The organism is Streptomyces coeruleorubidus, from assembly GCF_028885415.1.
Taxonomy (GTDB): Bacteria; Actinomycetota; Actinomycetes; order Streptomycetales; family Streptomycetaceae; genus Streptomyces; species Streptomyces coeruleorubidus_A.
Window position 1 is genome coordinate 2,256,166 of the sequence record NZ_CP118527.1, and the last position, 21,332, is coordinate 2,277,497.

Genomic DNA, 21,332 nt, shown 5'->3' on the forward strand with positions numbered 1-21,332 from the left:
ATTCGTCGTGACCATCACCCAGCCCGACCTGAGCGTCTTCGAGACCGTCGAGTCCGAGGTACGCAGCTACTGCCGCGGCTGGCCCACCGTCTTCGACCGTGCGGTGGGCAGCCGCATGTACGACGAGGACGGCCATGAGTACCTCGACTTCTTCGCCGGAGCCGGGTCACTGAACTACGGGCACAACAACCCCGTCATGAAACGCGCCCTGATCGACTACCTGGAGCGGGACGGCGTCACGCACGGGCTCGACATGTCGACCACCGCCAAGCGCACGTTCCTGGAGGCCTTCCAGAACCTGCTGCTGCGGCCGCGCGACCTGCCGTACAAGGTCATGTTCCCGGGCCCGACCGGCACCAACGCCGTGGAGGCCGCGCTGAAGCTGGCGCGGAAGGTGAAGGGGCGCGAGTCGATCGTGTCCTTCACCAACGCCTTCCACGGCATGTCGCTGGGCTCGCTGGCCGTGACCGGCAACGCGTTCAAGCGGGCCGGCGCCGGTATCCCGCTGGTGCACGGCACCCCGATGCCGTTCGACAACTACTTCGACGGCACCGTCGAGGACTTCCTGTGGTTCGAGCGGCTGCTGGAGGACCAGGGCTCCGGCCTGAACAAGCCGGCCGCCGTGATCGTCGAGACCGTGCAGGGCGAGGGCGGCATCAACGTGGCCCGGCCCGAGTGGCTGCGCGCCCTGTCCGAGCTGTGCGAGCGCCAGGACATGCTGCTGATCGTCGACGACATCCAGATGGGCTGCGGCCGTACCGGCGCCTTCTTCTCCTTCGAGGAGGCGGGCATCACGCCGGACATCGTCACCGTCTCGAAGTCGATCAGCGGCTACGGCCTGCCCATGTCGCTGTGCCTGTTCAAGCCCGAGCTCGACATCTGGGAGCCCGGCGAGCACAACGGCACCTTCCGCGGCAACAACCCCGCCTTCGTGACGGCGACCGCGGCCCTGGAGGCGTACTGGGCCGACGGCTCCGCGATGGAGAAGCAGACCCGCAAGCGCGGTGAGCAGGTCGAGCAGGCCATGATCTCCATCACCGAGGAGAACCTGGCCGACGTGAAGGAGTACCGGGGCCGCGGCCTGGTGTGGGGCATGGAGTTCCACGACAAGGACCGTGCGGGCAAGATCGCCAAGCGCGCCTTCGAGCTCGGGCTGCTCATCGAGACGTCCGGGCCGGAGAGCGAGGTCGTGAAACTGCTCCCCGCCCTGACCATCACGCCCGAGGAACTGGACGAGGGCCTGTCGACGCTGGCCCGCGCCGTCCGCGAGACCGCCTGACCAAGCAACCGGCACCACCCATCTAGGAGGCATCGCAGCACCGTGATTGTCCGTTCGTTCAAGGAGATCGAAGGTACCGACCGGCACGTGAAGTCGGCGTCCGGCACGTGGGAGAGCAAACGCATCGTCCTCGCCAAGGAGAAGGTCGGCTTCTCCCTGCACGAGACGATCCTGTACGCGGGTACGGAGACGTCGATGTGGTACGCGAACCACATCGAGGCCGTCGTCTGCGTGGAGGGCGAGGCCGAGCTCACCGACCACGAGACCGGGCAGTCGTACACCATCACGCCCGGGACCATGTACCTCCTGGACGGGCACGAGAAGCACACGCTGCGGATCAAGAAGGACTTCCGCTGCCTCTGCGTCTTCAATCCGCCCGTGACCGGACGGGAGGACCACGACGAGAACGGCGTTTACCCGCTGCTCACCGAGGAGGTGTGACGTTTCCATGACCGCCATCACCGACACCACCACCGGTATCCCCGACCTCTATCCCAGTCGCGGTGCCAGCGAAGTGCTCACCCCGCGCCAGGACCCGGTCGTCTGGGGCGCGCCGGACGCACCCGGCCCGATCGTGCCGTCCGACCTGCTGTCCTTCGAGCGTGACGGCTTCCTCGCCATCGACCAGCTCATCACCGACGACGAGGTCGTGGTCTACCGGAACGAGCTGAACCGTCTGGTGAACGACCCGGACATCCGCGCCGACGAACGGTCGATCGTCGAGCCGAAGTCCAACGAGATCCGCTCGGTCTTCGAGGTGCACAGGATCAGCGAGGTGTTCGCCAGGCTGGTGCGGGACGAGCGGGTCGTCGGCCGGGCGCGGCAGATCCTCGGCTCGGACGTCTACGTCCACCAGTCGCGGATCAACGTCAAGCCGGGCTTCGGGGCCAGTGGCTTCTACTGGCACTCGGACTTCGAGACGTGGCACGCCGAGGACGGTCTGCCGCGGATGCGCACGGTGTCGGTCTCGATCGCGCTGACCGAGAACTACGACACCAACGGCGGGCTCATGATCATGCCGGGGTCGCACAAGACATTCCTCGGGTGCGCGGGGGCCACGCCGAAGGACAACTACAAGAAGTCGCTGCAGATGCAGGACGCGGGCACGCCGTCGGACGAGGCGCTGACCCAGCTGGCGTCGCAGCACGGCATCAAGTTGTTCACGGGCAAGGCCGGTTCGGCGACGTGGTTCGACTGCAACTGCATGCACGGCTCCGGCGACAACATCACGCCGTTCCCGCGCAGCAACGTGTTCATCGTGTTCAACAGCGTGGAGAACACGGCGGTGGAACCGTTCGCGGCGCCGGTGCGGCGGCCGGAGTTCATCGGGGCGCGGGACTTCACGCCGGTGCGGTGACCGACTCCCCGGCCGGGGGTCCGGGGGTTGCCCCCGGAGAACACAGCATCGGGGCGCGGGACTTCACGCCGGTGCGGTGACCGACTCCCCGGCCGGGGGTCCGGGGGTTGCCCCCGGAGAACACAGCATCGGGGCGCGGGACTTCACGCCCGTGCGGTGACCGACTCCCCGGCCGGGGGTCCGGGGGTTGCCCCCGGAGAACACAGCATCGGGGCGCGGGACTTCACGCCGGTGCGGTGACCGACTCCCCGGCCGGGGGTCCGGGGGGTGCCCCCGGAGAACACAGCATCGGGGCGCGGGACTTCACGCCCGTGCGGTGACCGCTGCTCGCCGGTGACGTGACCGGATGACACAGCTGCCGGGTGGGGCCTCCTCGTGTGGGACGGGAGGCCCCGCCCGGTTCTGTCATGCGGCCAGGACCTCGAGAAGGCGGTCGACGTCCGCCGGGGTGTTGTAGAGGTGGAACGCCGCCCGCAGATTCCCCGCCCGGTCGGACACCTCGATGCCCGCCCGGCTCAGTTCGCCCTGCCGGTGGCCGAGCCCCGGCACGGACACGATCGCCGAGCCCGGCGCGGGCACCGGCGCGTGGCCCAGCTCGGCGAGCCCGACGCGGAAGCGGTCCGCGAGGGCGACGTCGTGGGCGTGCACGACGTCGATGCCGATCTCCTCCAGCAGTTCCAGGGAGGCGCGCAGCCCGGCGTAGGTGAAGAGTGCGGGGCTGATGTCGAAGCGCCGTGCGGAGTGGGCGAGTTCCTCGACGGGGCCGTAGCAGCTCTCCCAGGGGATCTCACCCGCGACCCAGCCGGCGAGCAGCGGTGTGAGCCCGCCGAAGTCCTGCGGGGCGACGAAGAACGCGGCCCCGTGCGGCCCGAGGAGCCACTTGAAGCCGACGGCGGCGAGGAAGTCGTCCGCGTCGGCCTCCATCGGCAGCCAGCCGGCCGACTGGGAGGCGTCGACGTAGGTACGGGCCCCGTGCGCCCGGGCCGCCTCGCGCACGGCCGGCAGGTCGGCGAGCCGGCCGTCGGCGGACTGGGCGGAGCTGACCGCCACGAGTGCGGTGCCGGGGCGGACGGACTCGGCGAGCCGCTCCAGGGGCACGGCGCGCACCTTGAGGTCGCCGCGCGCGTGGAAGGGGTTGACCAGGGAGGCGAAGTCGGCCTCCGCGGTGAGGACTTCGGCGCCCGCGGGCAGCGAGGCGGCGATCAGCCCGCCGTACTCGGCGACCGAGGCGCCAGTGGCGACCCGCTCGGCCGGCACGCCGGCCAGCCGGGCGAAGGACGCGCGGGCGGCCTCGACGTCCTCGTACAGGGGACCCAGGGGCGTGCCCTCCGCGCGCATCCGCACCGCCTGCTGTACGGCGCTGACGGTACGGGCGGGCAGGAGCCCGTTGCTCGCGGTGTTGAGGTAGGTGTGCTTCGGGGCGAACTCGGCACGGACGAGGTTCTCGAAGGTCTCCATGGAACCACTCTGCGTCCCCTGGATCTTCCCGTCCATTGCCGTTTTCTGCGTGATGTCGCTAAGGAGCACTTATACATGCGCTCCGAGCTGCTTCTTTCACCGCTGGGGCACGGCGCAGCCGTCCGGCCCACACGCGTCCGCGTCCCCGCTGTCCACGATCTTCAGGGGCGAGCGCTCGCCGTACGCCTGGGTCAGGGCCTGGGCGAAGACCTCCGCGGGCTGGGCACCGGAGACGCCGTACTTGCGGTCGAGCACGAAGAACGGCACCCCGCTCGCGCCGAGCTGCGCGGCTTCCCGCTCGTCGGCGCGCACGTCGTCGGCGTAGGCGCCGGGGTCGGCGAGCACCGCGCGGACGGCCTCCGCCTCCAGCCCGGCGGCCACGGCGAGCTCCACCAGCCGCTCGTCATCATTGAAAACGGAGCGCTCCTCGGCGAAGTTCGCCCGGTACAGCAGGTCGAGCAGCAGCTCCTGACGCCCCTGCACCCTGGCGAAGTGCAGCAGGCGGTGCATGTCGAAGGTGCTGCCGTGGTCGCGGCCCCGGGTGCGGTAGTCCAGCCCCTCGGCGGCGGCCTGCGCGCCGAGGTTGTCCTCACCGGCCTCGGCCTGTGCCTCGCTCATCCCGTACTTCCTGGTGAGCATCGTGATCACGGGCTGGACGTCGTCCTTGGCACGGCCCGGGTCCAGCTCGAAGGAGCGGTGCACCACCTCGACCTGGTCGCGGTGCGGGAAGCCCCGCAGCGCCTTCTCGAAGCGGGCTTTGCCCACGTAGCACCAGGGGCAGGCGATGTCGCTCCAGATCTCGACGCGCATGTGTCGGCTCTCTCCAGGTCGTACGGGCACGGAGACTCCCTCCGCCGGGTGCATGAACGTTCAAGCAGTCGGGTTCATTCCCCCGGCACCGCGAAGCGCAACCTGAGGTGGTGGTCGTCCGCGGCGGCCGGATGCTCCGGGTCCGCGGCCCAGCCCCGGCGGGCGTAGAAGCTCCGGGCCCGCCGGTTGTCCACGTGCACCTCCAGCACGGCCGTACGCACACCGTCCGCCCGCCACTCCTCCACACACGCGGTGTGCAGAGCCGTCCCGATGCCGGAGCGCCAGCGGTCCGGGTCGACATGGAACTGGAACAGCTTGACGGTGTCGGCGGGAGCCCCTTCCGGCCTGCGGAAAGAGGCGATCGCGACCATGCGGCCGTCACCCACGGCACACAGCACCCGCCCGTCGGTCCGCGCGAGCGCCTCGCGCCACCTGGTCTGCCAGGCGGCACCGTCGTCCGGGAAGCCGTCCGGGTAGTAGGTGGCCCGGGCGCGCCGGTGCAGCGCAGTAATATCCTCCGCCTCGGCGGGCAGGGCGGTTCTGATCACCAGGGGTACGGCGGTCCTGTTCGCGTTGATCACGCAGCGGAGGACGTGGCCCGCGAGGGCGCGGTTCCCAGGCGGCTGAACTGGGCGCGGTAGGCGCTCGGGGTGAGTCCGGTGCGGCGCGTGAGATGAGACCTGAGCGAGTCGGCCGTACCCAGGCCGCAGGCCCGGGCCACCTGGTCCATGGGCAGGGCGGTGGTCTCCAGGAGTTCCTTGGCGCGCTCGATGCGCTGGTGGAGCAGCCACTGCAGGGGGCTGACGCCGCTCTCGGCGTGGAAGCGGCGGGTGAGGGTGCGGACGCTGACGCCGGCGTGCCGGGCCAGGTCGGTGAGCGTGAGCGGCTTGTCGAGGTTGCGCATGGCCCAGCCGCGGGTGTCGGCGCAGGCGGTGCCGCGCTCGGGCGGCAGCGGGGTCTGCGTGAACTGCGTCTGCCCGCCGGGCCGTACGGGGGCGACCAGGGCGAGGCGGGCGACCTCGTTGGCGACGGCCGCGCCGTAGTCGCTGCGGATGATGTGCAGGCACAGGTCGATGCCGGCGGCGTACCCGGAGGAGGTGAGGATCTGGCCGTCCTGCACGTAGAGGACGTCGCCCTTGAGGTCGAGCGCGGGGTAGCGCTCGCGCAGTTCGCCGGCGAGCTGCCAGTACGTCGTGGCGCTGCGGCCCTGGAGCAGACCGGCCTCGGCGAGGACGAAGGCGCCGCTGCAGATGGAGGCGATGCGCCGGCCGGCCCCGGCCGCCTGACGGACGGCGGCGACCGTGCGCGGGTCGGGCGCGTACCGCTCGCCGGTGCCGGCGACCAGCACGGTGTCGGCGTACCGCACGGCGTCCAGGCCGCGTCCCACGTGCAGGTCCAGGCCGCCGGTGGTGGTGACCGGGCCGGGATCGGGGGTGCAGACGGTCAACTCGTAGCCGGGGCCCCCGTCGATCTCGACCTTCGCGAAGAGCAGGTCCGGGATGGCGAGGTTGAACATCGAGACGGGTGAGGGCGCGACGACGGCGACGCGGTGGGGCGGGCGCGGCATGGCCAGAACCTCCGGGGGCGTGGCATTCAGGCCACTACTGTAGGCCGCCGAAGATCCCCAGCATGGAGGCATGTCGACCAACCATCGGATCAGCCATCGGATGAACTCCCGCCAATTGCCCCTGGACCGAGAGGAGTTGCCGCCCGCACGGCAGTCGTCCCCCGTCCTCGCCCTCACCGCCGCACTTCTCGGCTTCGCGCTGATCACCCTGGACACGTCCGTCGTGAACGTGGCCCTGCCCGCCGTCGGCGACGCGCTCGGCGGCGGGATGTCCGGCCTCCAGTGGGTGGTCGACGCCTACACCCTGCCCTTCGCGGCGCTGATGCTGTCCACGGGCGCCTTCGCGGACCGGGCCGGTGCGAGCAGGGCGTACGCCCTCGGCATCACGGTGTTCACGCTCGCCTCGGTGGCGTGCGGGCTGGCCCCGACCCTGCCGGCGCTGATCGGGGCCCGCGTGGTGCAGGGCATGGCGGCGGCCGTGGTGCTGCCGGCCTCCCTCGCCCTGGTGCGGCAGGCCTACGGGGACCCCGCGCGCCGGGCCAGGGCGGTGGCCGCGTGGGCGGCGGGCGGTTCGGTCGCGGTGGCGCTCGGGCCGGTGGCCGGCGGCGCCCTGACGACGGCCTGGGACTGGCGGGGCGTCTTCTTCGTCAACGTGCCGGTCGGCGCGGTGGCGCTCGCGCTGCTGGTGCGGGCACCGCGCTCCCGGCGCCGCCCGGCGCCCCTGGACCTGCCGGGCCAGACGGCGGCGGTCGTCGCGCTCACGGCCCTGACGTTCGCGGTGATCGAGCGCGGCACGACCGGGCTCGTGGCCCTCGCGGTGGCCGTGGCGGCCGTGGTGACCTTCGTCCGCGTGGAGGCGCGTCAGGCCCACCCGGTCGTGCCGCCCGGCCTGTTCCGCAGCCGGAACGTGTCCGTGGCGGTGGCGGCGGGGGCCGCCGTCAGCGTGGCCTTCTACGGGGTGGTCTTCGTCTTCTCCCTGTTCTTCCAGCAGGTACAGGGGCGTTCGGCGCTCCAGGCCGGGCTGCTGTTCCTGCCGATGACGGGGCTGATCGCGGTGACCAACGTCGTCGCGGGCAGGCTCGCCGGCCGCTACGGAGCACGGCTGCCGATGCTCACCGGCCAGAGCCTGGCGGCGGCCGGGGCGCTGCTCCTGCTGTGCGTCGACGAGAGCACGTCCCCGGCTGTGGCGGCCGTGCTGCTGGTGCCGATGGCACTGGGCTGCGCCCTGACGGTGCCGCCGCTGACCGCCGCGATGATGGAGGCGGTACCGGCCGAGCGGGCGGGCCTCGCGGCCGGGGTGCTGAACTCGGCCCGGCAGGTGGCCGGAGGGCTGGCGATCGCCGTCTTCGGTGCGCTGGTCTCCGACGGTTTCACCGAAGGGATGCGGATGGGGCTGGGGATCAGCGCCGGGGTGCTCGCCGTGACGGCTGCGGCGACTGTTCGGTTGCGGTGAGTGCCGGGGGCTGCGCCCCCGGACGCCCGTCCGGCCCGAGAGGCTGCTTGGTTCAGCTGCCGTCGCGCAGGTCGTCAGGCCAGTGCGGCCTGAACTCGATGTGGTCGTACGTCACCACGCAGCCCTCCCCCATCGGCGACTGCGTCATGAAGCCGATCAGGGCCGCGCCCGTCTCCTTCTCGTCGCCCAGGGTGAAGAGGCGGACGAAGGTCCAGCGTTCGCCGTCGCGGGAGGCGTGGAAGGCGAAGGCGCGGCCGGTGCGGCTCACCCGGAGCCAGACGGAACTGCCGTCGACGGTGAAGGAGTTGGCGTCGTCGGAGTGCCCCCGGGTGACCACCGTGCAGACGGTGGGCACGTCCGGGGAGTACTCCAGACAGAGCTTGGCCCAGGCACGCTCGCCGACATGGACGTAGAGCACCCCGGCGTCGAAGGCCGCGCCGAACCCGACCGTGACCCGGGCGATCAGCTGGAAGTCCCCTTCGGGCGCCCCGAGCAGCCGCGGCGCGTCGGAGGCGGGGTCCAGCGCCTCCCCGGTGGGCGGCACGAACCGGTCCTGCCGCGCCCCGGCCCACCCGGTGAGCACCCCGTCCTCGTAGGACCAGTGGGCCTCTGGCCCGTAAGAGCGCAGGGGGAAAGGAAGTTCGGGAAGTTCGAGATCCATTCGACCAAGTCTTTCAGGTCCGACTTCCAGGGGCGCGGGGAACTGCGCGATCAACCACGACGAACCGGCAGCCCGCAGATCACCCGCACCCCTACGGCGTTACGCGATCAACGCTCAAGTCGCCCGTTGAACCGCCGAGGCAGCCCCAACGGGTTCTCGTCCCGCAGCTCAGCGGGAAGCAGCGCCTCGGGAGCGTTCTGGTAGACGACCGGCCGCAGCCACCGCTCGATCGCCGTCCCGCCCACCGACGTGGACGTGGACGTCGTGGCCGGGTACGGCCCGCCGTGATGCTGAGCCGGCGCGACGGCGACACCCGTAGGCCAGCCGTTCACCAGCACACGCCCGGCCAGCGGCGTCAGCTCCTGCAGAAGCTCCGCGCCCTGACCCTGGCCCGCGGCCTCCTCCTCGGACAGTTGCACCGTCGCCGTGAGGTTGCCCGGCAGCCGCGACAGCACGGCCTTCACCTCGGCCTCGTCCTCGTAGCGGGCCACCACGGTGACCGGCCCGAAGCACTCCTCCAGGAGCAGGTCGTGCTCGCCCTCCTGGGCCAGCCTGCTCGCCGGAACCGTGAGGAAGCCCGCGCTGACGGTGTGCTCGCCGCCCGCGCCGGGCGTGACCGGGGAGTCGACGTCGGGCAGCTGGGCGCGCTCGGCGACGCCGGCGACGAAGTTGTCGCGCATGCGGTGGTCGAGCAGGACCCCGGCGTCGGTGTCGCTGACGGCGTCGGTCAGCGACTTCAGCAGCGCGTCACCGGCGGCGCCGGTCGGCGCGAGGACGAGGCCCGGCTTCACACAGAACTGGCCGACGCCCATCGTCATCGAACCGGCGAGGCCCGCGCCGATCGTCTCGGCCCGCTCGGTGGCCGCGGCCTCGGTGACGACGACCGGGTTCAGCGAGCCCAGCTCGCCGTGGAAGGGGATCGGGACGGGGCGGGCGGCCGCCGCGTCGAACAGGGCCCGGCCACCGCGCACCGACCCGGTGAAGCCGGCCGCCGAGACCAGCGGGTGCTTGATCAGCTCGATGCCCGCCTCGAAGCCGTGCACCAGCCCGAGGACGCCCTCGGGGATGTCGTGCCGGGCGGCGGCGCGGCGCAGCACCTTGGCGACGTACTCGGAAAGGGCCGGGTGGTCCGGGTGCGCCTTGACCACGACCGGGCAGCCGGCCGCGAGGGCGCTCGCGGTGTCGCCGCCGGCGACCGAGAAGGCGAACGGGAAGTTCGACGCCGAGTAGACGGCGACGACGCCCAGCGGCACCTTGTAACGGCGCAGGTCCGGGATCGGCGGCGTCGCGGTGTCATCGGGGTGGTTGATGACGACGTCGAGGAAGGCGCCCTCGTCGACGATGTCGGCGAAGGCCCGCAGCTGGTAGCAGGTGCGGGCGAGCTCGCCGGTCAGCCGGACCGGACCGAGCGCGGTCTCGGCGTCGGCGGTCTCGACGAGACCGTCCTTGGCCGCCTGAAGCTCCTCGGCGGCGCTGCGCAGGAAGGCCGCGCGGACCGCGCGGTCCGTCAGTGAGCCGCGCGCCTCGTGCGCGGCGCGGACGGCGGCGTCCACCTCCTGGGCTGTGGCCTCCACCGCAACCTGTTCACGCTGCTTCCCGGTTCGGGGGTCGACACTCCAGACTGGTGCTGCTGCCACCGCGGGTCCCTCCACACATGTAATGCCGCAGTACTGGGTCATCCACCAGGGGCGTTCGATATACTGAACGCTGTCTCTGATGATGAATATGCTGTGGAGACTATTTCCCGTCGAACGAAGGGGTCAAGGGCGATGTCGGCTGGCGAGACGGGCGGCGGGGCGCAGGTCAAGTCCGCGGTAAGAACGGTTGAACTGCTCGAATACTTCGCCGGGCGTCCCGGTATGCACTCCCTCGCGGCGGTCCAGGAGGCCGTCGGCTACCCCAAGTCCAGTCTCTACATGCTGCTCCGCACGCTCGTCGAGCTGGGCTGGGTGGAGACGGACGCGACGGGCACGCGGTACGGCATCGGCGTGCGGGCCCTGCTGGTCGGCACCTCCTACATCGACGGCGACGAGGTCGTGGCGGCGGCCCGGCCCACCCTTGACCGGCTCTCGGACGACACGACCGAGACGATCCACCTCGCCCGCCTCGACGGCACGAACGTCGTCTACCTCGCCACCCGCCAGTCGCAGCACTACCTGCGTCCCTTCACCCGGGTCGGCCGCCGCCTGCCCGCGCACTCCACGTCCCTCGGCAAGGCGCTGCTGAGCACCTACTCGGACGAGCAGGTCCGCAAGATGCTCCCGGAGACGCTGCCCGCGCTGACCGAGAACACGATCACCGACCGCGAGAAGCTCATCGAGGAGCTGCACCAGGTCCGGGAGCAGGGCTTCGCCGTGGACCGCGAGGAGAACACGCTGGGGCTGCGCTGCTTCGGCGTGGCCATTCCGTACCGCACGCCGGCGCGGGACGCCATCAGCTGCTCGGTGCCGGTGGCCCGGCTGACCCCGGCGCACGAACAGCTCGTGAAGGACGCGCTGTTCGACGCGCGGGACCGGCTGACACTGGCCACCCGTAGGCTCTGAGGCATGAACGTCGAGCTGCGCCAGGTCCACGACAGCGATCTGCCGGTCTTCTTCCGGCAGATGAACGACCCCGAGGCTCTCCACATGGCGGCCTTCGCCCCCAAGGACCCGGCCGACCGGGACGCCTTCGACGCCCACTGGGCCCGGATCCGGTCCTCCGCCGACGTGGTCCGCACGGTGCTGGCCGACGGTGACGTGGTCGGCAGCGCGGCGGTGTACGGGGTGCCGGGCGAACGCGAGGTGACGTACTGGGTCGACCGCGCGTACTGGGGGAAGGGCATCGCCACGGCGGCCCTGCGGGCGCTGCTGACGGAGGTGCCCGAGCGGCCCCTGTACGCCCGGGCGGCGTCGGACAACGCGGGCTCACTGCGCGTACTGGACAAGTGCGGGTTCCGTGCCGTCGCGACGGCCAGCGGGTACGCCAACGCGCGGGGCGCGGAGATCGAGGAGACCGTTCTGATCCTGGAGGGCTGAGCGACAGCCCCCCGCCTCCCCCCCTCCCCCCCGTCCGGCGGAGGCGGATCGTCGTCGCGCAGGAGGTGCGCCCGGTCTCCCCCGCGGGAGCCTGATCGCATGACGCAGTCGATCGCTCCCCTCACCGCTCCCCGCCCCGCCGTCCCTCTCAGCCGCCCCCGGCGCGTCCTGCGCGCCGTCGCCGTCCTCTCGTGCGTGCCGTACCTCGGGCTCAAGGCCGCCTGGATCGCCGGGAGCCACGTCGGCATCCCCGAGGGGAGCGGACTGCTCGACGACCGGGTGGGCATGGCCGTGATCAACGGTCTCTCCGTGCTGCTGGACAGCGCGGTGATCGTGCTGGCGCTGGTACTGACCCGGCCGTGGGGGCTGCGGGTGCCCGCGTGGCTGCTGGCGTTCCCCGTGTGGGTCGCCACCGGGCTGCTCGCGCCGATCATGGCCGGGTTCCCGGCGCAGCTGGTCTTGAAGGCGTTCGGAGGCGGTTCCGCGCCGGACCAGGACCGTGAGCCCTTCCTCCACGAGTGGGTGTTCACCGTGGTGTACACCGGGTTCATCCTCCAAGGGGCCGCCCTGGGCGCCCTGTTCGTGCTCTACGCCCGCGACCGCTGGGGGCACCTGTGGCGTGGGCGGGTGTGGGAGCTGCCCACGGGTGTCGTGGGGCCGGCGCACCGGGCTCTCGCCGTGGCGGCCGCCGTGCTCGCCCTGCTGCCGCTCACCCTCCACGTCCTCTGGGCCTGCGGCGGCACCGCCGGGCTCAGCGAGGGCCGGGCGGCGGACCGGGGCGGTGACATCTACGTCCTGGAAGCGGTGTACGCGCTGTTCCTCGTCGCGGCCGTCGCCGGCGGCTTCCTGCTGGCCTTCCGGCGCGGCCGGGCGCTGCCCGTGGCGGTGCCGCTCGGCCTGGCCTGGGTCGGCTCGGGTGCCGTCGCCTGCTGGGGCGGCTGGCTGTCGCTCGCCTCCCTCGGCGGCGTGCAGGACATCGCCGACCGTCCGACACCGCTGATGAGCCTCGCCTACGCTGGGCAGATGCTCGTCGGCTTCCTCGTCGCCGCCGTCGGCGTCTACTACTTCGCGGAGCGCTCGGCCAGGGCCGCACGGGGGGGGTGAGACGGGCCGCCCGGTCCCTGTTCGGCCGGCGGGCCCGGCTGCGCTGGGTGCATCTGATCCTCGGCGGCGCGCTCGCCATGCCGTACGTCCTGGTCGGCTCGGTGATCATCGGTCCGGCCACCGGCGGCACGGACGTCTTCGGGTCCCTTCCCCTGCAGCTCGCCTCCTTCGGAGTGGGACTGCCGCTCGCCGCCGTCACGTCCGTGTTCCCGCTGACCCGGCCGCTGGAGGCCGCCGCCGTGCGCTGGCTGTGCGGTGTCGACGCGGACCGGCTCGCCTTCGGACCGGCCCGGACCCGGGGCGAGAAGGGCCGTACGGCGGGCTGGTTCACGCTGCATCTCGGGATCGGCGGGATCATCGCCGGGATGTCGCTGGCCGTGCCGCCGTTCGCCACCGTACTGATCCTGCTGCCGGTCTCGGCGGGACTGGGCGGCACCGGGCTCGGGCTGCCCCACGTCTTCGACCACCTCTGGGCGCTCGCGCTCGCGCCGGTCGCGGGCGCGGCGATGCTCGTCGCCCTCGCCGGCTGCGCGGCCGGCAGCGGTGCGCTGCTGGCCCGCTGGGCGCCCGCGCTGCTCGGCCCGTCTCCCGAGGGCCGGCTCGCGGCCGCCGAGGCACGCGCCGCCGACCTGGCCGTACGCAACCGGCTGGCGCGGGAGCTGCACGACTCGGTCGGGCATGCGCTGAGCGCCGTCACCCTCCAGGCGAGCGCTGCGCGGCGGGTCCTCGACTCCGACCCGGAGTTCGTCCGCGAGGCCCTCGCCGCGATCGAGGACACGACCCGGCGCACCGTCGGCGAACTCGACGCCGTGCTGGGCGTGTTGCGCGAGGGCGACGCCCCCGGCACGGCCCCGGCGCCGACCCTCGCGGCCGACCTCGACGGTCTGCTGTCCCGGACCCGGGCGGGCGGAGCCCGCGTGTCCGCCACGGTCGACGCCGACCCGGAGTCCCTGCCCCCGCTGCTGTCGCGCGAGGGCTACCGGATCGTGCAGGAGGGGCTGAGCAACGCCCTCAGGCACGCGGGCGACCGGGTCGCCGTGGACGTGCGGATCGCGGTGGCGGACGGGGATCTGGAGATCACCGTGGAGAACCCGGTCACCGGCCCCGCGACGGTCACCGGCCCCACGCCCTCCCGCCCCGGCGGCGGCCACGGGCTGCGCGGTATCGCGGACCGGGTCAGGCTGCTGGGCGGGACCATGACGGCCGGCCCGGCCGCCGGATCGTCCGGACCGGCCGGGGAGACCTGGCGGCTGCACGTATGTCTGCCGACGAAAGGACCCGCATGACCCGCCCGACACCGATCCGTGTCGTCCTCGCCGACGACGAGCGCATGGTCCGCACCGCACTGCGGGCCATCCTCTCCGCCGAGCCGGACCTGGAGGTGGTGGGCGAGGCGGCCACCGGCGCCGAGGCCGTGTCGGTCGTCCGGGACCTGCGGCCGGACGTCGTCCTCATGGACGTCCGCATGCCGGAGATCGACGGCATCCGCGCCACCGAGCAGATCCTCGCCACCCTGGACGAGCCGCCCAGGATCGTCGTCGTGACGACCTTCGAGAACGACTCCTACGTGTACGACGCGCTGCGCGCCGGAGCCGCCGGGTTCCTGCTGAAGCGGGCGGACGCCGACGCGCTCGTGCAGGCGGTCCGGCTGGTGGCGCGCAGCGACAGTCTGCTGTTCCCGGCGGCCGTCCGCACCCTCGCGACCGAGCACGCACGCGCGCACCCGGCGCCGCCCGCGTGGGTGGCGAAGCTCACGGGACGCGAGCGGGAGGTGCTGCGGCACATGGCGGAGGGGCTGACCAACGCGGAGATCGCCCGCCGGATGGAGGTCGGCCCCGCCACGGTGAAGTCGCACGTGGCGGCGGTGCTGGCCAAGACGGGCACCCGGGACCGTACGCAGGCGGTCATCGCGGCGTACGAGGCGGGCTTTCTGAACGCCGGATGAGAAAACCGGACGAGCTAGGCCGGGCGGGAACGATCCGCCCGGCCTCGCTCGTCCTCAGTTCGGGATGAACAAGACGATCAGGCGCGCATCGGTCTTCGCGCTGCTGCTGGTGTTCGCTCTGCTGGTCAGGGCGACCTGGGTGCAGTTCTACGAGGGCCAGGCGCTCGCAGACGACAAGGACAACCGGCGGAACGCCATCGAGACGTACTCGGCGCCGCTCGGGAACATCATCGTGGGCGGCCGGTCGGTCACCGGCTCGGCCCCGACGAAGACTGGCGACCTCAAGTACAAGCGCACGTACACGGACGGCGAGCTGTACGCGGCGGTGACGGGCTACGCGTCGCAGGCGTACGCGCCGACCCAGCTGGAGGGAATCTACGCCGACCTGCTCAACGGCACGGACAGCCGGCTGAAGTCCGTGATGGACACCATCACCAACCAGCGGGCCGACCCGGGCAACGTGGTCACGACGATCGACCCGGACGTGCAGAAGGCGGCGCTGGACGCGCTCGGCGACAAGAAGGGCGGGGCCGTCGCCATCGACCCGAAGACCGGGAAGATCCTGGCGGTCGTGTCGACGCCGTCGTACGACCCCTCGTCGCTGACCGACGCCAACACGGCGGGGGCGGCCTGGAAAAAGCTCACGGCGGACCCGGAGAAGCCGCTGGTCAACCGCGCGCTTCGGCAGCCGCTGCCGCCGGGTTCGACGTTCAAACTGGTCGTGGCGGCCGCCGCACTGGAGGACGGGCTGTACTCGTCGGTGGACGAGAAGACCGCCAGCCCCGACCCGTACACCCTGCCGGGCACCAGCCGGGACCTGTCGAACGAGAACCCGAACGCGCCCTGCACGAACGCCACGATCCGTACGGCGTTGGAGTACTCGTGCAACAACGTCTTCGCGAAGATGGCCGTCCAGCTGGGCCAGGACAAGGTGAAGGCGATGGCCGAGAAGTTCGGCTTCAACGACGACAAGCTGGACGTGCCGGTGCGGGCCTACACGAGCGTGTACCCCTCGGACATGTACCCGTCGCAGACGGCCCTGACGGGCATCGGCCAGTTCGACGTCACCGCGACGCCGCTCCAGATGGCCATGGTGTCGGCGGCCATAGCCAACGGCGGCAAGCTGGTTTCGCCGCATATGGTTTCGCAGATCACCAACAGCGGTGGTGATGTGTTGCAGGACTACGACGACGAGGCGGGCTCGAAGGAGATCGTCAGCTCATCGACCGCCGAGCAGTTGCAGTCGGCGATGCAGACGGTCGTGGACCAGGGCACGGGCACGAACGCCCAGGTCCCGGGCGCGACCGTGGGCGGCAAGACGGGTACGGCGCAGCACGGCGAGAACAACAGCCAGGTGCCGTACGCCTGGTTCACCTCGTACGGGAAGTCCGACTCCTCGGGCAAGGAGGTCGCCGTGGCGGTCGTCGTCGAGCAGTCGAACGCGGCCCGCTCGGAGGTCAGCGGCAACGGCCTGGCGGCGCCGGTCGCCAAGGCGATGATGGAAGCGGCGCTGAAGGACTGAACCTCCGCCGCACGAAAGCCGTCTCTACAGACAGATGGGCCGCCCCCTTCCCCCCGGGGGCGGCCCTTCGCGCTACTTGGCTCCCAGGAGCTGCTCGATCGGGTCGATCGCGAAGTACACGAGGAACAGCGCCGAGGTCCCCCACAGCAGCCAGTGGACCTCCTTGGCCTTGCCGAGCACGGTCTTGATGACGACGTAGGCGAGGAAGCCGGCGCCGATGCCGTTGGTGATGGAGTAGGTGAACGGCATCACCGCGATGGTGAGGAACGCGGGGATGGCGATGTCGTAGCGGTCCCAGTCGATGTGCTTGACCTGGGTCATCATCAGGAAGCCGACGGCGACCAGGGCGGGGGCGGCCGCCTGGAGCGGGACGATGGTGAGCAGCGGGGTCAGGAACAGCGCCAGGCCGAACAGGCCGCCGGTGACCAGGTTGGAGAAGCCGGTGCGCGAGCCCTCGCCGACGCCGGCCGCGGACTCGATGTAGGAGGTCGCCGAGGAGGCCGAGGCCGCGCCGCCCGCGACCGCCGCGGCACCGTCGATCAGCAGCACCCGGCCGAGGTTCGGGACCTTGCCCTCCTCGTCGAGCAGGCCGGCCTCGGCGCTGATGCCGACGACCGTGCCCATGGTGTCGAAGAAGTCGGACAGGATCAGGGTGAAGACCAGCAGGACGACGGTGATGACGCCGACGCCGGGCGCGCTGAAGGCGCCGAACAGGTCGAAGTCGCCGATGAGTCCGAAGTCGGGGGCGTCGACGAGCTTGTCGGGCCAGGACGGTGTGGTCAGGCCCCAGCTCTTGATGTCGGCTGTGGAGTTGATCACTATCGCCAGCGCCGTCATGGTGACGATGCTGATCAGGATGGCGCCCTTGACCTTGCGGGCGAGCAGGCCGATCGTCAGCAGAACGCCGAGGCAGAAGACGAGAATCGGCCAGCCGGTGAGCGTTCCCGTGCCGCCCAGCTGAACCGGCACGGTGGTGTTCGCGGCGTCCGGGATGCGGGTGACGAACCCGGCGTCGACGAAGCCGATGAAGGCGATGAACAGGCCGATGCCGACGCTGATCGCCTGCTTGAGCGGCTGGGGTATGGCGTGCATGACGGCCTCGCGCAGACCGGTCACCACGAGCACGCAGATCAGCAGGCCTTCGAGGACGATCAGGCCCATCGCGTCGTCCCAGCTCATCAGCGGGGCGATCTGGAAGGCGACCACGGCGTTCAGGCCGAGTCCGGCGGCGAGCGCGAGGGGCAGGTTGCCGCCCACGCCCATGATGATCGTCATGACCGCGGCCACCAGGGCGGTGGCGGTGGTGAGTTGGACGGCGTCCAGCTGGTGCCCGAACTTGTCCTTCGCGCTGCCCAGGATGATGGGATTCAGGACAAGGATGTAGGCCATCGTGAAGAACGTGGCGAAGCCGCCGCGTATCTCACGGCCGAAGGTGGATCCCCGCTCGGAGATCTTGAAGAACCGGTCGACGCTGTTCACCGCGGGTGGTGCGGCGTCGGGCCGGTCGGCCACCTTCTGCGATTCGGACATGACTGGTGCTCCTCGGTGCCTGGGTGATCGGTGTGCGGATGCTGGCTGGATTGTTCCCGTGTTGAACCACGTTCAGGTTTTCTTCGTGTTACGGAATCAGAGTCCGGCCCGCCATACGCCGTTCGAAGCTCCGTACGAACCATCCTGAGAACGCTGCTACGCTTCCCGATCTCGTCCGGACCTCCCCCGGATGATCACATGTCATCTACATGACACTCACCGGGCCCCCGGCCGGGAGTGCCCGAAGCCGCTGCGAGGAGAGGTCGCCCGTGGGCACAGTCGTCGACGACGCCGCCTCCGTGGAGTTCCACGCCTTCTTCGAGCGTCACTACGCCGAGCTGTCCCGCCTGGCCTACCTGCTGACGGGCGAGTCGGACACCGCCGACGACCTGGCGGCGGACGCGTTGCTGGCGCTGTGGCACCGCTGGGACCGGGTGCGCGCGGCCGACCATCCGGCGGCGTACGCGCGCGGTGTGGTCGCCAACCTGGCCCGCAGCCGGATCCGCAGCGCCGTGCGGGAGCGGCGGCGCATCGCCCTGTTCTGGTCGCAGCGCGAGGAGAACACCGAGAACCCGGACGTCGCGGGCGTGGTCGACGTCCAGGAGGCGTTGCGCAGGCTGCCGTTCCGCAAGCGGGCCTGTGTGGTGCTGCGGCACGCGTTCGACCTCTCGGAGAAGGACACCGCACTCGCCCTCGGCGTCTCGGTGGGTACGGTGAAGAGCCAGACCTCCAAGGGAATGGCCGAACTCCAGCGGTTGCTGGGCACACGGGGAGTACCGCAGCGGATGCACGCGGCGGTGGGCGCTCCCCAGTGCTCGCCGGTCGTGGAAAGCTTGCGGACGCGCACCGGTGAGGGCGGAGGAAGGGACCGATGACCATGCGGCGGGACGTGCACGAGGAGCTGTGCGCCCGGCTGCACGAGGCGGCCGGGACGCACGAGCCCGACCGGGAGCAGATCCTGGCCCGGGTCGAGCGGGGCATGGCCGGTCCGGCCGGCTCCGGCCACCGGGCGACGCGTCCGCCGGTGTTCGGGTGGATGCGGGTGGCCGGTGCGACGGCCGCGGTGGCGGGTGTGCTGGCGGTGGGCGGTTACGCGGTCGCGTCCGCGGTGAAGGAGGAGACCGCCCCGCCGCAGCAGGACGTGGCGACGTCGCCGACGCCCACGCCGTCGCCGGAGGCGACGAGCCGGGCCCCTGCGCCGCCGGTGGATCCCACGCCGTCCGCCCCGCCGGAGCGCCGCGAGTCCGCTCCGCCGCCCTCGCGGACGCCGAGCACCTCCGTCACCGGGCGGCCGCCCGCCGCCACGGAGGACGGGCCGCTGTGGTCGGACGGCTCGGTCGACCCGCACAGCAACGACTTCTGGGCGCAGAGCAACATCACGATCAAGACGCGCGAGGAACTGACCGCGCTGACCGTGCGGTTGCGCGTGGCCCAGACCGGCGGGGTCTCCGACGCGGGAGCGTGGCGGTCGCTGCCCGAGCAGGACTTCACGCTCACGGTCGGCGAGCGGGACGGCTTCCTCGTCTACACCTGGACCCTGAAGGAGGGCCGCAAGGTCCCGGCGGGCGAGTGGGTGTTCGCGGGCCAGTTCGACCACGAGCGCGGCGGCCGTGACGCCGGCGCCGACCGCTACGCGGTGACGGCCGCGGCCGGTTCCGAGCGGCTGTCCGTGGGCGGCGGTTTCGCGGCCGTGGACGACGCCGACGACGACTCGTGAAAAATTCCTGAAGCCGCGGCAACCCTTTCCTCACGGGTGGCGACCACCAGGCGCAAGAACACCCCCCATTTAGGAATCGGTACATGACTGCACCAGCAGAACAGCGCGTCCGCCATCGCCGCCGGGTCACCAAGCGGCGGGCGGTGATCGCCGGGTTAGCCGCCTTCGGCATCACGGGAGCGGCGGTCGTCACCACGTCGATGCTGTCCACCGCGGGCGCCGCGTCCTCCTGGCCCACGGACAAGGGTAAGACGCCCGTGTCGAAGACCATCCCGGTCTCCGGTGTCCGCGACGGCGGGATGAAGATGTTCTACGGCTCCGGCGCGCTCGGCGGCGACAGCCAGGACGAGGGCCAGGACCCCCTCTTCGAGCTGGCCGACGGCGCGGTCCTCAAGAACGTCATCATCGGCACCCCGGCCGCGGACGGTGTGCACTGCAAGGGCAGTTGCACGCTCCAGAACGTGTGGTGGACGGACGTCGGCGAGGACGCGGCCAGCTTCAAGGGCAAGTCGTCGTCGGCCGTGTACAAGGTGATCGGCGGCGGCGCGAAGAACGCCGACGACAAGGTGCTGCAGTTCAACGGCGCCGGCACGCTGAACGTGTCGGGCTTCCAGGTGCAGAACGCCGGGAAGCTGGTGCGCTCCTGCGGCAACTGCGGGACGCAGTACAAGCGCACGGTCGTGCTGAACGACATCGACGTCACCGCGCCGATGAACTCGATCGTCGGCGTGAACGCCAACTACGGCGACACGGCCACGCTGTCGAAGATCCGCATCCACGGCGACAGCAAGAAGAAGATCAAGACGTGTGTGCGCTTCGAGGGCAACAACACGGGCAAGGAGCCCAAGGAGCTGACCCCGCCCGGGCCGGACGGCAAGACCTGCAAGTTCAAGGCCTCGGACATCAGCTACCAGTGATGCCGCAGCACGTGTGAGCTCCGGCCGGCCCGAATCCCCCTCGGGCCGGCCGGCTGCCGGATGTCCGGGCCCCCAGTCGGACGTCCCGGCACCCCCGACCCTCCGGAGCCCCCCTCCGGAGGGTCGAACAGCCCTGGCCGAGCCCCCCTCGGCCGGTCGGCAGCAACGCCCCCGCCGGTGCGAACGACACTGTTGGCGAATCCTGGGCTGAACGTGACGTCGGTCCTCATGCCCCGTTGTGGTCGTGAAGGCCGACGTTGTGTTTGGGGAGGGTGTCGGTGTCGTTGCACGTCAGGAAGATCGACGGGGTCCGGGAGGAGACGGCGCGGGTGGCGCGGGCTGCGTTTCCGAAGGGCAGTCTGGGGATGCGGATCCGTGATGAGTTGGGCGAGTTGTTCTTGGACGCGGACTTCGCCGGGCTGTATCCGAGTAGGGGGAAGCCGGCGTGGTCGCCCGGCAGACTGGCGCTCGTATCGGTCATGCAGTTCGCCGAGGGCCTGTCGGACCGGCAGGCCGCGGACGCGGTGCGCGGTCGGCTGGACTGGAAGTATCTGCTGGGGCTGGAACTGGCCGATCCGGGGTTCGATCACTCGGTTCTCACCGAGTTCAGGGACCGGTTGATCGCAGGAGACGCCGGGGTCGAGATCCTGGACCGGGTCCTTGAGTCCGCCGCGGAGCACGGCTTGCTCAAGGCCGGTGGCCGTGCGCGCACGGACTCAACGATCGTGCCGGAGTGGAAGGAACAGTACGCACACCGGGCCGGTGTCGAAGGCACGATCTCCCAGGGGGTGCGAGCCTTCGGCCTGCGGCGATGCCGCTATCACGGTCTCGCCAAGGCCCAGCTACAGCACCAGCTCACCGCCACCGCGATGAACTTTCATCGCCTCAATGCCTGGTGGGCCAAAACCCCACGAGCCCGCACGCGTATATCTCACCTGGCAGCTCTCCGGCCTACTGCGTAGCCGCTGTGACAGCGGATCAGCGGTCCGCGTTGC

21 protein-coding genes and 1 pseudogene are annotated in these 21,332 nt (G+C 71.3%); 15 read left to right on the forward strand and 7 right to left on the reverse strand.

All coding sequences use genetic code 11. From position 1 onward, the window contains the following. Positions 1–7 precede the first annotated feature (7 nt). From ectB to thpD, 3 genes are read left to right on the forward strand one after another with little or no spacing between them, the layout of a single operon-like run. Entirely contained in the window at positions 8–1,279 is a 1,272-nt protein-coding gene (gene ectB, locus PV963_RS10500) for a diaminobutyrate--2-oxoglutarate transaminase (RefSeq protein ID WP_274815377.1), read from the forward strand. A gap of 42 nt (positions 1,280–1,321) precedes the next feature. After that, positions 1,322–1,720 (forward strand): ectoine synthase, encoded by a 399-nt coding sequence (locus PV963_RS10505; protein ID WP_030251860.1) that lies wholly within the window; start codon positions 1,322–1,324, stop codon positions 1,718–1,720. A gap of 16 nt (positions 1,721–1,736) precedes the next feature. Beyond that, entirely contained in the window at positions 1,737–2,636 is a 900-nt protein-coding gene (gene thpD / locus PV963_RS10510; protein ID WP_274821991.1) for an ectoine hydroxylase, read from the forward strand. A gap of 405 nt (positions 2,637–3,041) precedes the next feature. Here the strand turns inward: thpD and PV963_RS10515 are convergent, their stop codons facing one another. From PV963_RS10515 to PV963_RS10530, 4 genes are all read right to left on the reverse strand, one after another. Beyond that, positions 3,042–4,094: an aminotransferase class V-fold PLP-dependent enzyme gene (locus tag PV963_RS10515; RefSeq protein ID WP_274815378.1), complete on the reverse strand. Its 1,053-nt coding sequence runs from the start codon at positions 4,092–4,094 to the stop codon at positions 3,042–3,044. Positions 4,095–4,190: 96 nt separating this feature from the next. After that, a complete protein-coding gene (locus tag PV963_RS10520) occupies positions 4,191–4,904 on the reverse strand; it encodes a DsbA family oxidoreductase (protein WP_274815379.1) in 714 nt (237 codons plus the stop codon). Between the two features lie 74 nt (positions 4,905–4,978). Further along, a complete protein-coding gene (locus PV963_RS10525) occupies positions 4,979–5,482 on the reverse strand; it encodes an N-acetyltransferase family protein (RefSeq protein ID WP_425541018.1) in 504 nt (167 codons plus the stop codon). Further along, entirely contained in the window at positions 5,482–6,471 is a 990-nt protein-coding gene (locus PV963_RS10530; protein ID WP_274815381.1) for a GlxA family transcriptional regulator, read from the reverse strand. Before PV963_RS10530 ends, PV963_RS10525 begins: the two co-directional genes overlap by 1 nt. A 100-nt stretch (positions 6,472–6,571) precedes the next feature. Between PV963_RS10530 and PV963_RS10535 the strand changes: the two genes are divergently transcribed. Beyond that, positions 6,572–7,924: an MFS transporter gene (locus PV963_RS10535; RefSeq protein ID WP_274821992.1), complete on the forward strand. Its 1,353-nt coding sequence runs from the start codon at positions 6,572–6,574 to the stop codon at positions 7,922–7,924. A 52-nt stretch (positions 7,925–7,976) separates the two neighbouring features. On the opposite strand, the gene PV963_RS10540 is transcribed toward PV963_RS10535, so the two are convergent. Both PV963_RS10540 and PV963_RS10545 read right to left on the reverse strand, forming a co-directional pair. Then, the gene (locus tag PV963_RS10540) at positions 7,977–8,585 is read right to left on the reverse strand and encodes a DUF1349 domain-containing protein (protein ID WP_274815382.1); all 609 of its coding nucleotides are present in this window, start codon (positions 8,583–8,585) and stop codon (positions 7,977–7,979) included. 107 nt (positions 8,586–8,692) lie between these two features. Continuing rightward, positions 8,693–10,222, reverse strand: coding sequence for an aldehyde dehydrogenase (NADP(+)) (locus tag PV963_RS10545; RefSeq protein ID WP_274815383.1), 1,530 nt, complete (start codon positions 10,220–10,222; stop codon positions 8,693–8,695). Between the two features lie 132 nt (positions 10,223–10,354). Here PV963_RS10545 and PV963_RS10550 point away from each other — a divergent pair, with 132 nt between their 5' ends. The 6 genes from PV963_RS10550 (at position 10,355) to PV963_RS10575 (ending at position 16,173) form a co-directional block, all read left to right on the forward strand. After that, positions 10,355–11,128 (forward strand): IclR family transcriptional regulator, encoded by a 774-nt coding sequence (locus tag PV963_RS10550; RefSeq protein ID WP_010037854.1) that lies wholly within the window; start codon positions 10,355–10,357, stop codon positions 11,126–11,128. 3 nt (positions 11,129–11,131) lie between these two features. Further along, positions 11,132–11,602, forward strand: a complete 471-nt coding sequence (locus PV963_RS10555; protein ID WP_274815384.1) for a GNAT family N-acetyltransferase — start codon at positions 11,132–11,134, stop codon at positions 11,600–11,602. A 99-nt stretch (positions 11,603–11,701) separates the two neighbouring features. Continuing rightward, entirely contained in the window at positions 11,702–12,706 is a 1,005-nt protein-coding gene (locus PV963_RS10560) for a hypothetical protein (protein WP_274815385.1), read from the forward strand. Continuing rightward, positions 12,703–13,992 (forward strand): sensor histidine kinase, encoded by a 1,290-nt coding sequence (locus PV963_RS10565; protein ID WP_274815386.1) that lies wholly within the window; start codon positions 12,703–12,705, stop codon positions 13,990–13,992. The genes PV963_RS10560 and PV963_RS10565 overlap by 4 nt, the downstream gene beginning before the upstream one ends. Further along, a complete protein-coding gene (locus PV963_RS10570) occupies positions 13,989–14,651 on the forward strand; it encodes a response regulator transcription factor (protein WP_274815387.1) in 663 nt (220 codons plus the stop codon). The genes PV963_RS10565 and PV963_RS10570 overlap by 4 nt, the downstream gene beginning before the upstream one ends. 64 nt (positions 14,652–14,715) lie before the next feature. Continuing rightward, the gene (locus PV963_RS10575) at positions 14,716–16,173 is read left to right on the forward strand and encodes a peptidoglycan D,D-transpeptidase FtsI family protein (protein WP_274815388.1); all 1,458 of its coding nucleotides are present in this window, start codon (positions 14,716–14,718) and stop codon (positions 16,171–16,173) included. A gap of 72 nt (positions 16,174–16,245) precedes the next feature. Here PV963_RS10575 and PV963_RS10580 read toward each other — a convergent pair whose 3' ends face one another. Beyond that, complete coding sequence (locus PV963_RS10580) at positions 16,246–17,703, reverse strand: NCS2 family permease (RefSeq protein ID WP_274815389.1); 1,458 nt, start codon at positions 17,701–17,703, stop codon at positions 16,246–16,248. 269 nt (positions 17,704–17,972) lie between these two features. Here PV963_RS10580 and PV963_RS10585 point away from each other — a divergent pair, with 269 nt between their 5' ends. The 5 genes and pseudogenes from PV963_RS10585 to PV963_RS10605 all read left to right on the forward strand — a co-directional run bounded on the left by PV963_RS10585 (position 17,973) and on the right by PV963_RS10605 (position 21,299). Then, complete coding sequence (locus PV963_RS10585; RefSeq protein WP_274815390.1) at positions 17,973–18,578, forward strand: SigE family RNA polymerase sigma factor; 606 nt, start codon at positions 17,973–17,975, stop codon at positions 18,576–18,578. Next, a complete protein-coding gene (locus PV963_RS10590; protein WP_274815391.1) occupies positions 18,575–19,420 on the forward strand; it encodes a hypothetical protein in 846 nt (281 codons plus the stop codon). Before PV963_RS10585 ends, PV963_RS10590 begins: the two co-directional genes overlap by 4 nt. Before the next feature lie 83 nt (positions 19,421–19,503). Further along, positions 19,504–20,337: a pectate lyase gene (locus PV963_RS10595; protein WP_274815392.1), complete on the forward strand. Its 834-nt coding sequence runs from the start codon at positions 19,504–19,506 to the stop codon at positions 20,335–20,337. Between the two features lie 278 nt (positions 20,338–20,615). After that, positions 20,616–21,065, forward strand: a pseudogene (locus tag PV963_RS10600) (transposase); the annotation flags it as partial. Then, positions 21,063–21,299, forward strand: coding sequence for a transposase (locus tag PV963_RS10605; protein ID WP_274821993.1), 237 nt, complete (start codon positions 21,063–21,065; stop codon positions 21,297–21,299). The pseudogene PV963_RS10600 and the gene PV963_RS10605, both read left to right, overlap by 3 nt. The last annotated feature ends 33 nt before the right edge of the window (positions 21,300–21,332 follow it).

Coding starts and splice junctions, on each gene's coding strand:
- PV963_RS10515 (WP_274815378.1), bottom strand. CDS start 4,094: ATGGAGACCTTCGAGAACCTCGTCCGTGCCGAGTTCGCCCCGAAGCAC.
- PV963_RS10520 (WP_274815379.1), bottom strand. CDS start 4,904: ATGCGCGTCGAGATCTGGAGCGACATCGCCTGCCCCTGGTGCTACGTG.
- PV963_RS10530 (WP_274815381.1), bottom strand. CDS start 6,471: ATGCCGCGCCCGCCCCACCGCGTCGCCGTCGTCGCGCCCTCACCCGTC.
- PV963_RS10535 (WP_274821992.1), top strand. CDS start 6,572: ATGAACTCCCGCCAATTGCCCCTGGACCGAGAGGAGTTGCCGCCCGCA.
- PV963_RS10540 (WP_274815382.1), bottom strand. CDS start 8,585: ATGGATCTCGAACTTCCCGAACTTCCTTTCCCCCTGCGCTCTTACGGG.
- PV963_RS10550 (WP_010037854.1), top strand. CDS start 10,355: ATGTCGGCTGGCGAGACGGGCGGCGGGGCGCAGGTCAAGTCCGCGGTA.
- PV963_RS10555 (WP_274815384.1), top strand. CDS start 11,132: ATGAACGTCGAGCTGCGCCAGGTCCACGACAGCGATCTGCCGGTCTTC.
- PV963_RS10560 (WP_274815385.1), top strand. CDS start 11,702: ATGACGCAGTCGATCGCTCCCCTCACCGCTCCCCGCCCCGCCGTCCCT.
- PV963_RS10570 (WP_274815387.1), top strand. CDS start 13,989: ATGACCCGCCCGACACCGATCCGTGTCGTCCTCGCCGACGACGAGCGC.
- PV963_RS10575 (WP_274815388.1), top strand. CDS start 14,716: ATGAACAAGACGATCAGGCGCGCATCGGTCTTCGCGCTGCTGCTGGTG.
- PV963_RS10580 (WP_274815389.1), bottom strand. CDS start 17,703: ATGTCCGAATCGCAGAAGGTGGCCGACCGGCCCGACGCCGCACCACCC.
- PV963_RS10590 (WP_274815391.1), top strand. CDS start 18,575: ATGACCATGCGGCGGGACGTGCACGAGGAGCTGTGCGCCCGGCTGCAC.
- PV963_RS10595 (WP_274815392.1), top strand. CDS start 19,504: ATGACTGCACCAGCAGAACAGCGCGTCCGCCATCGCCGCCGGGTCACC.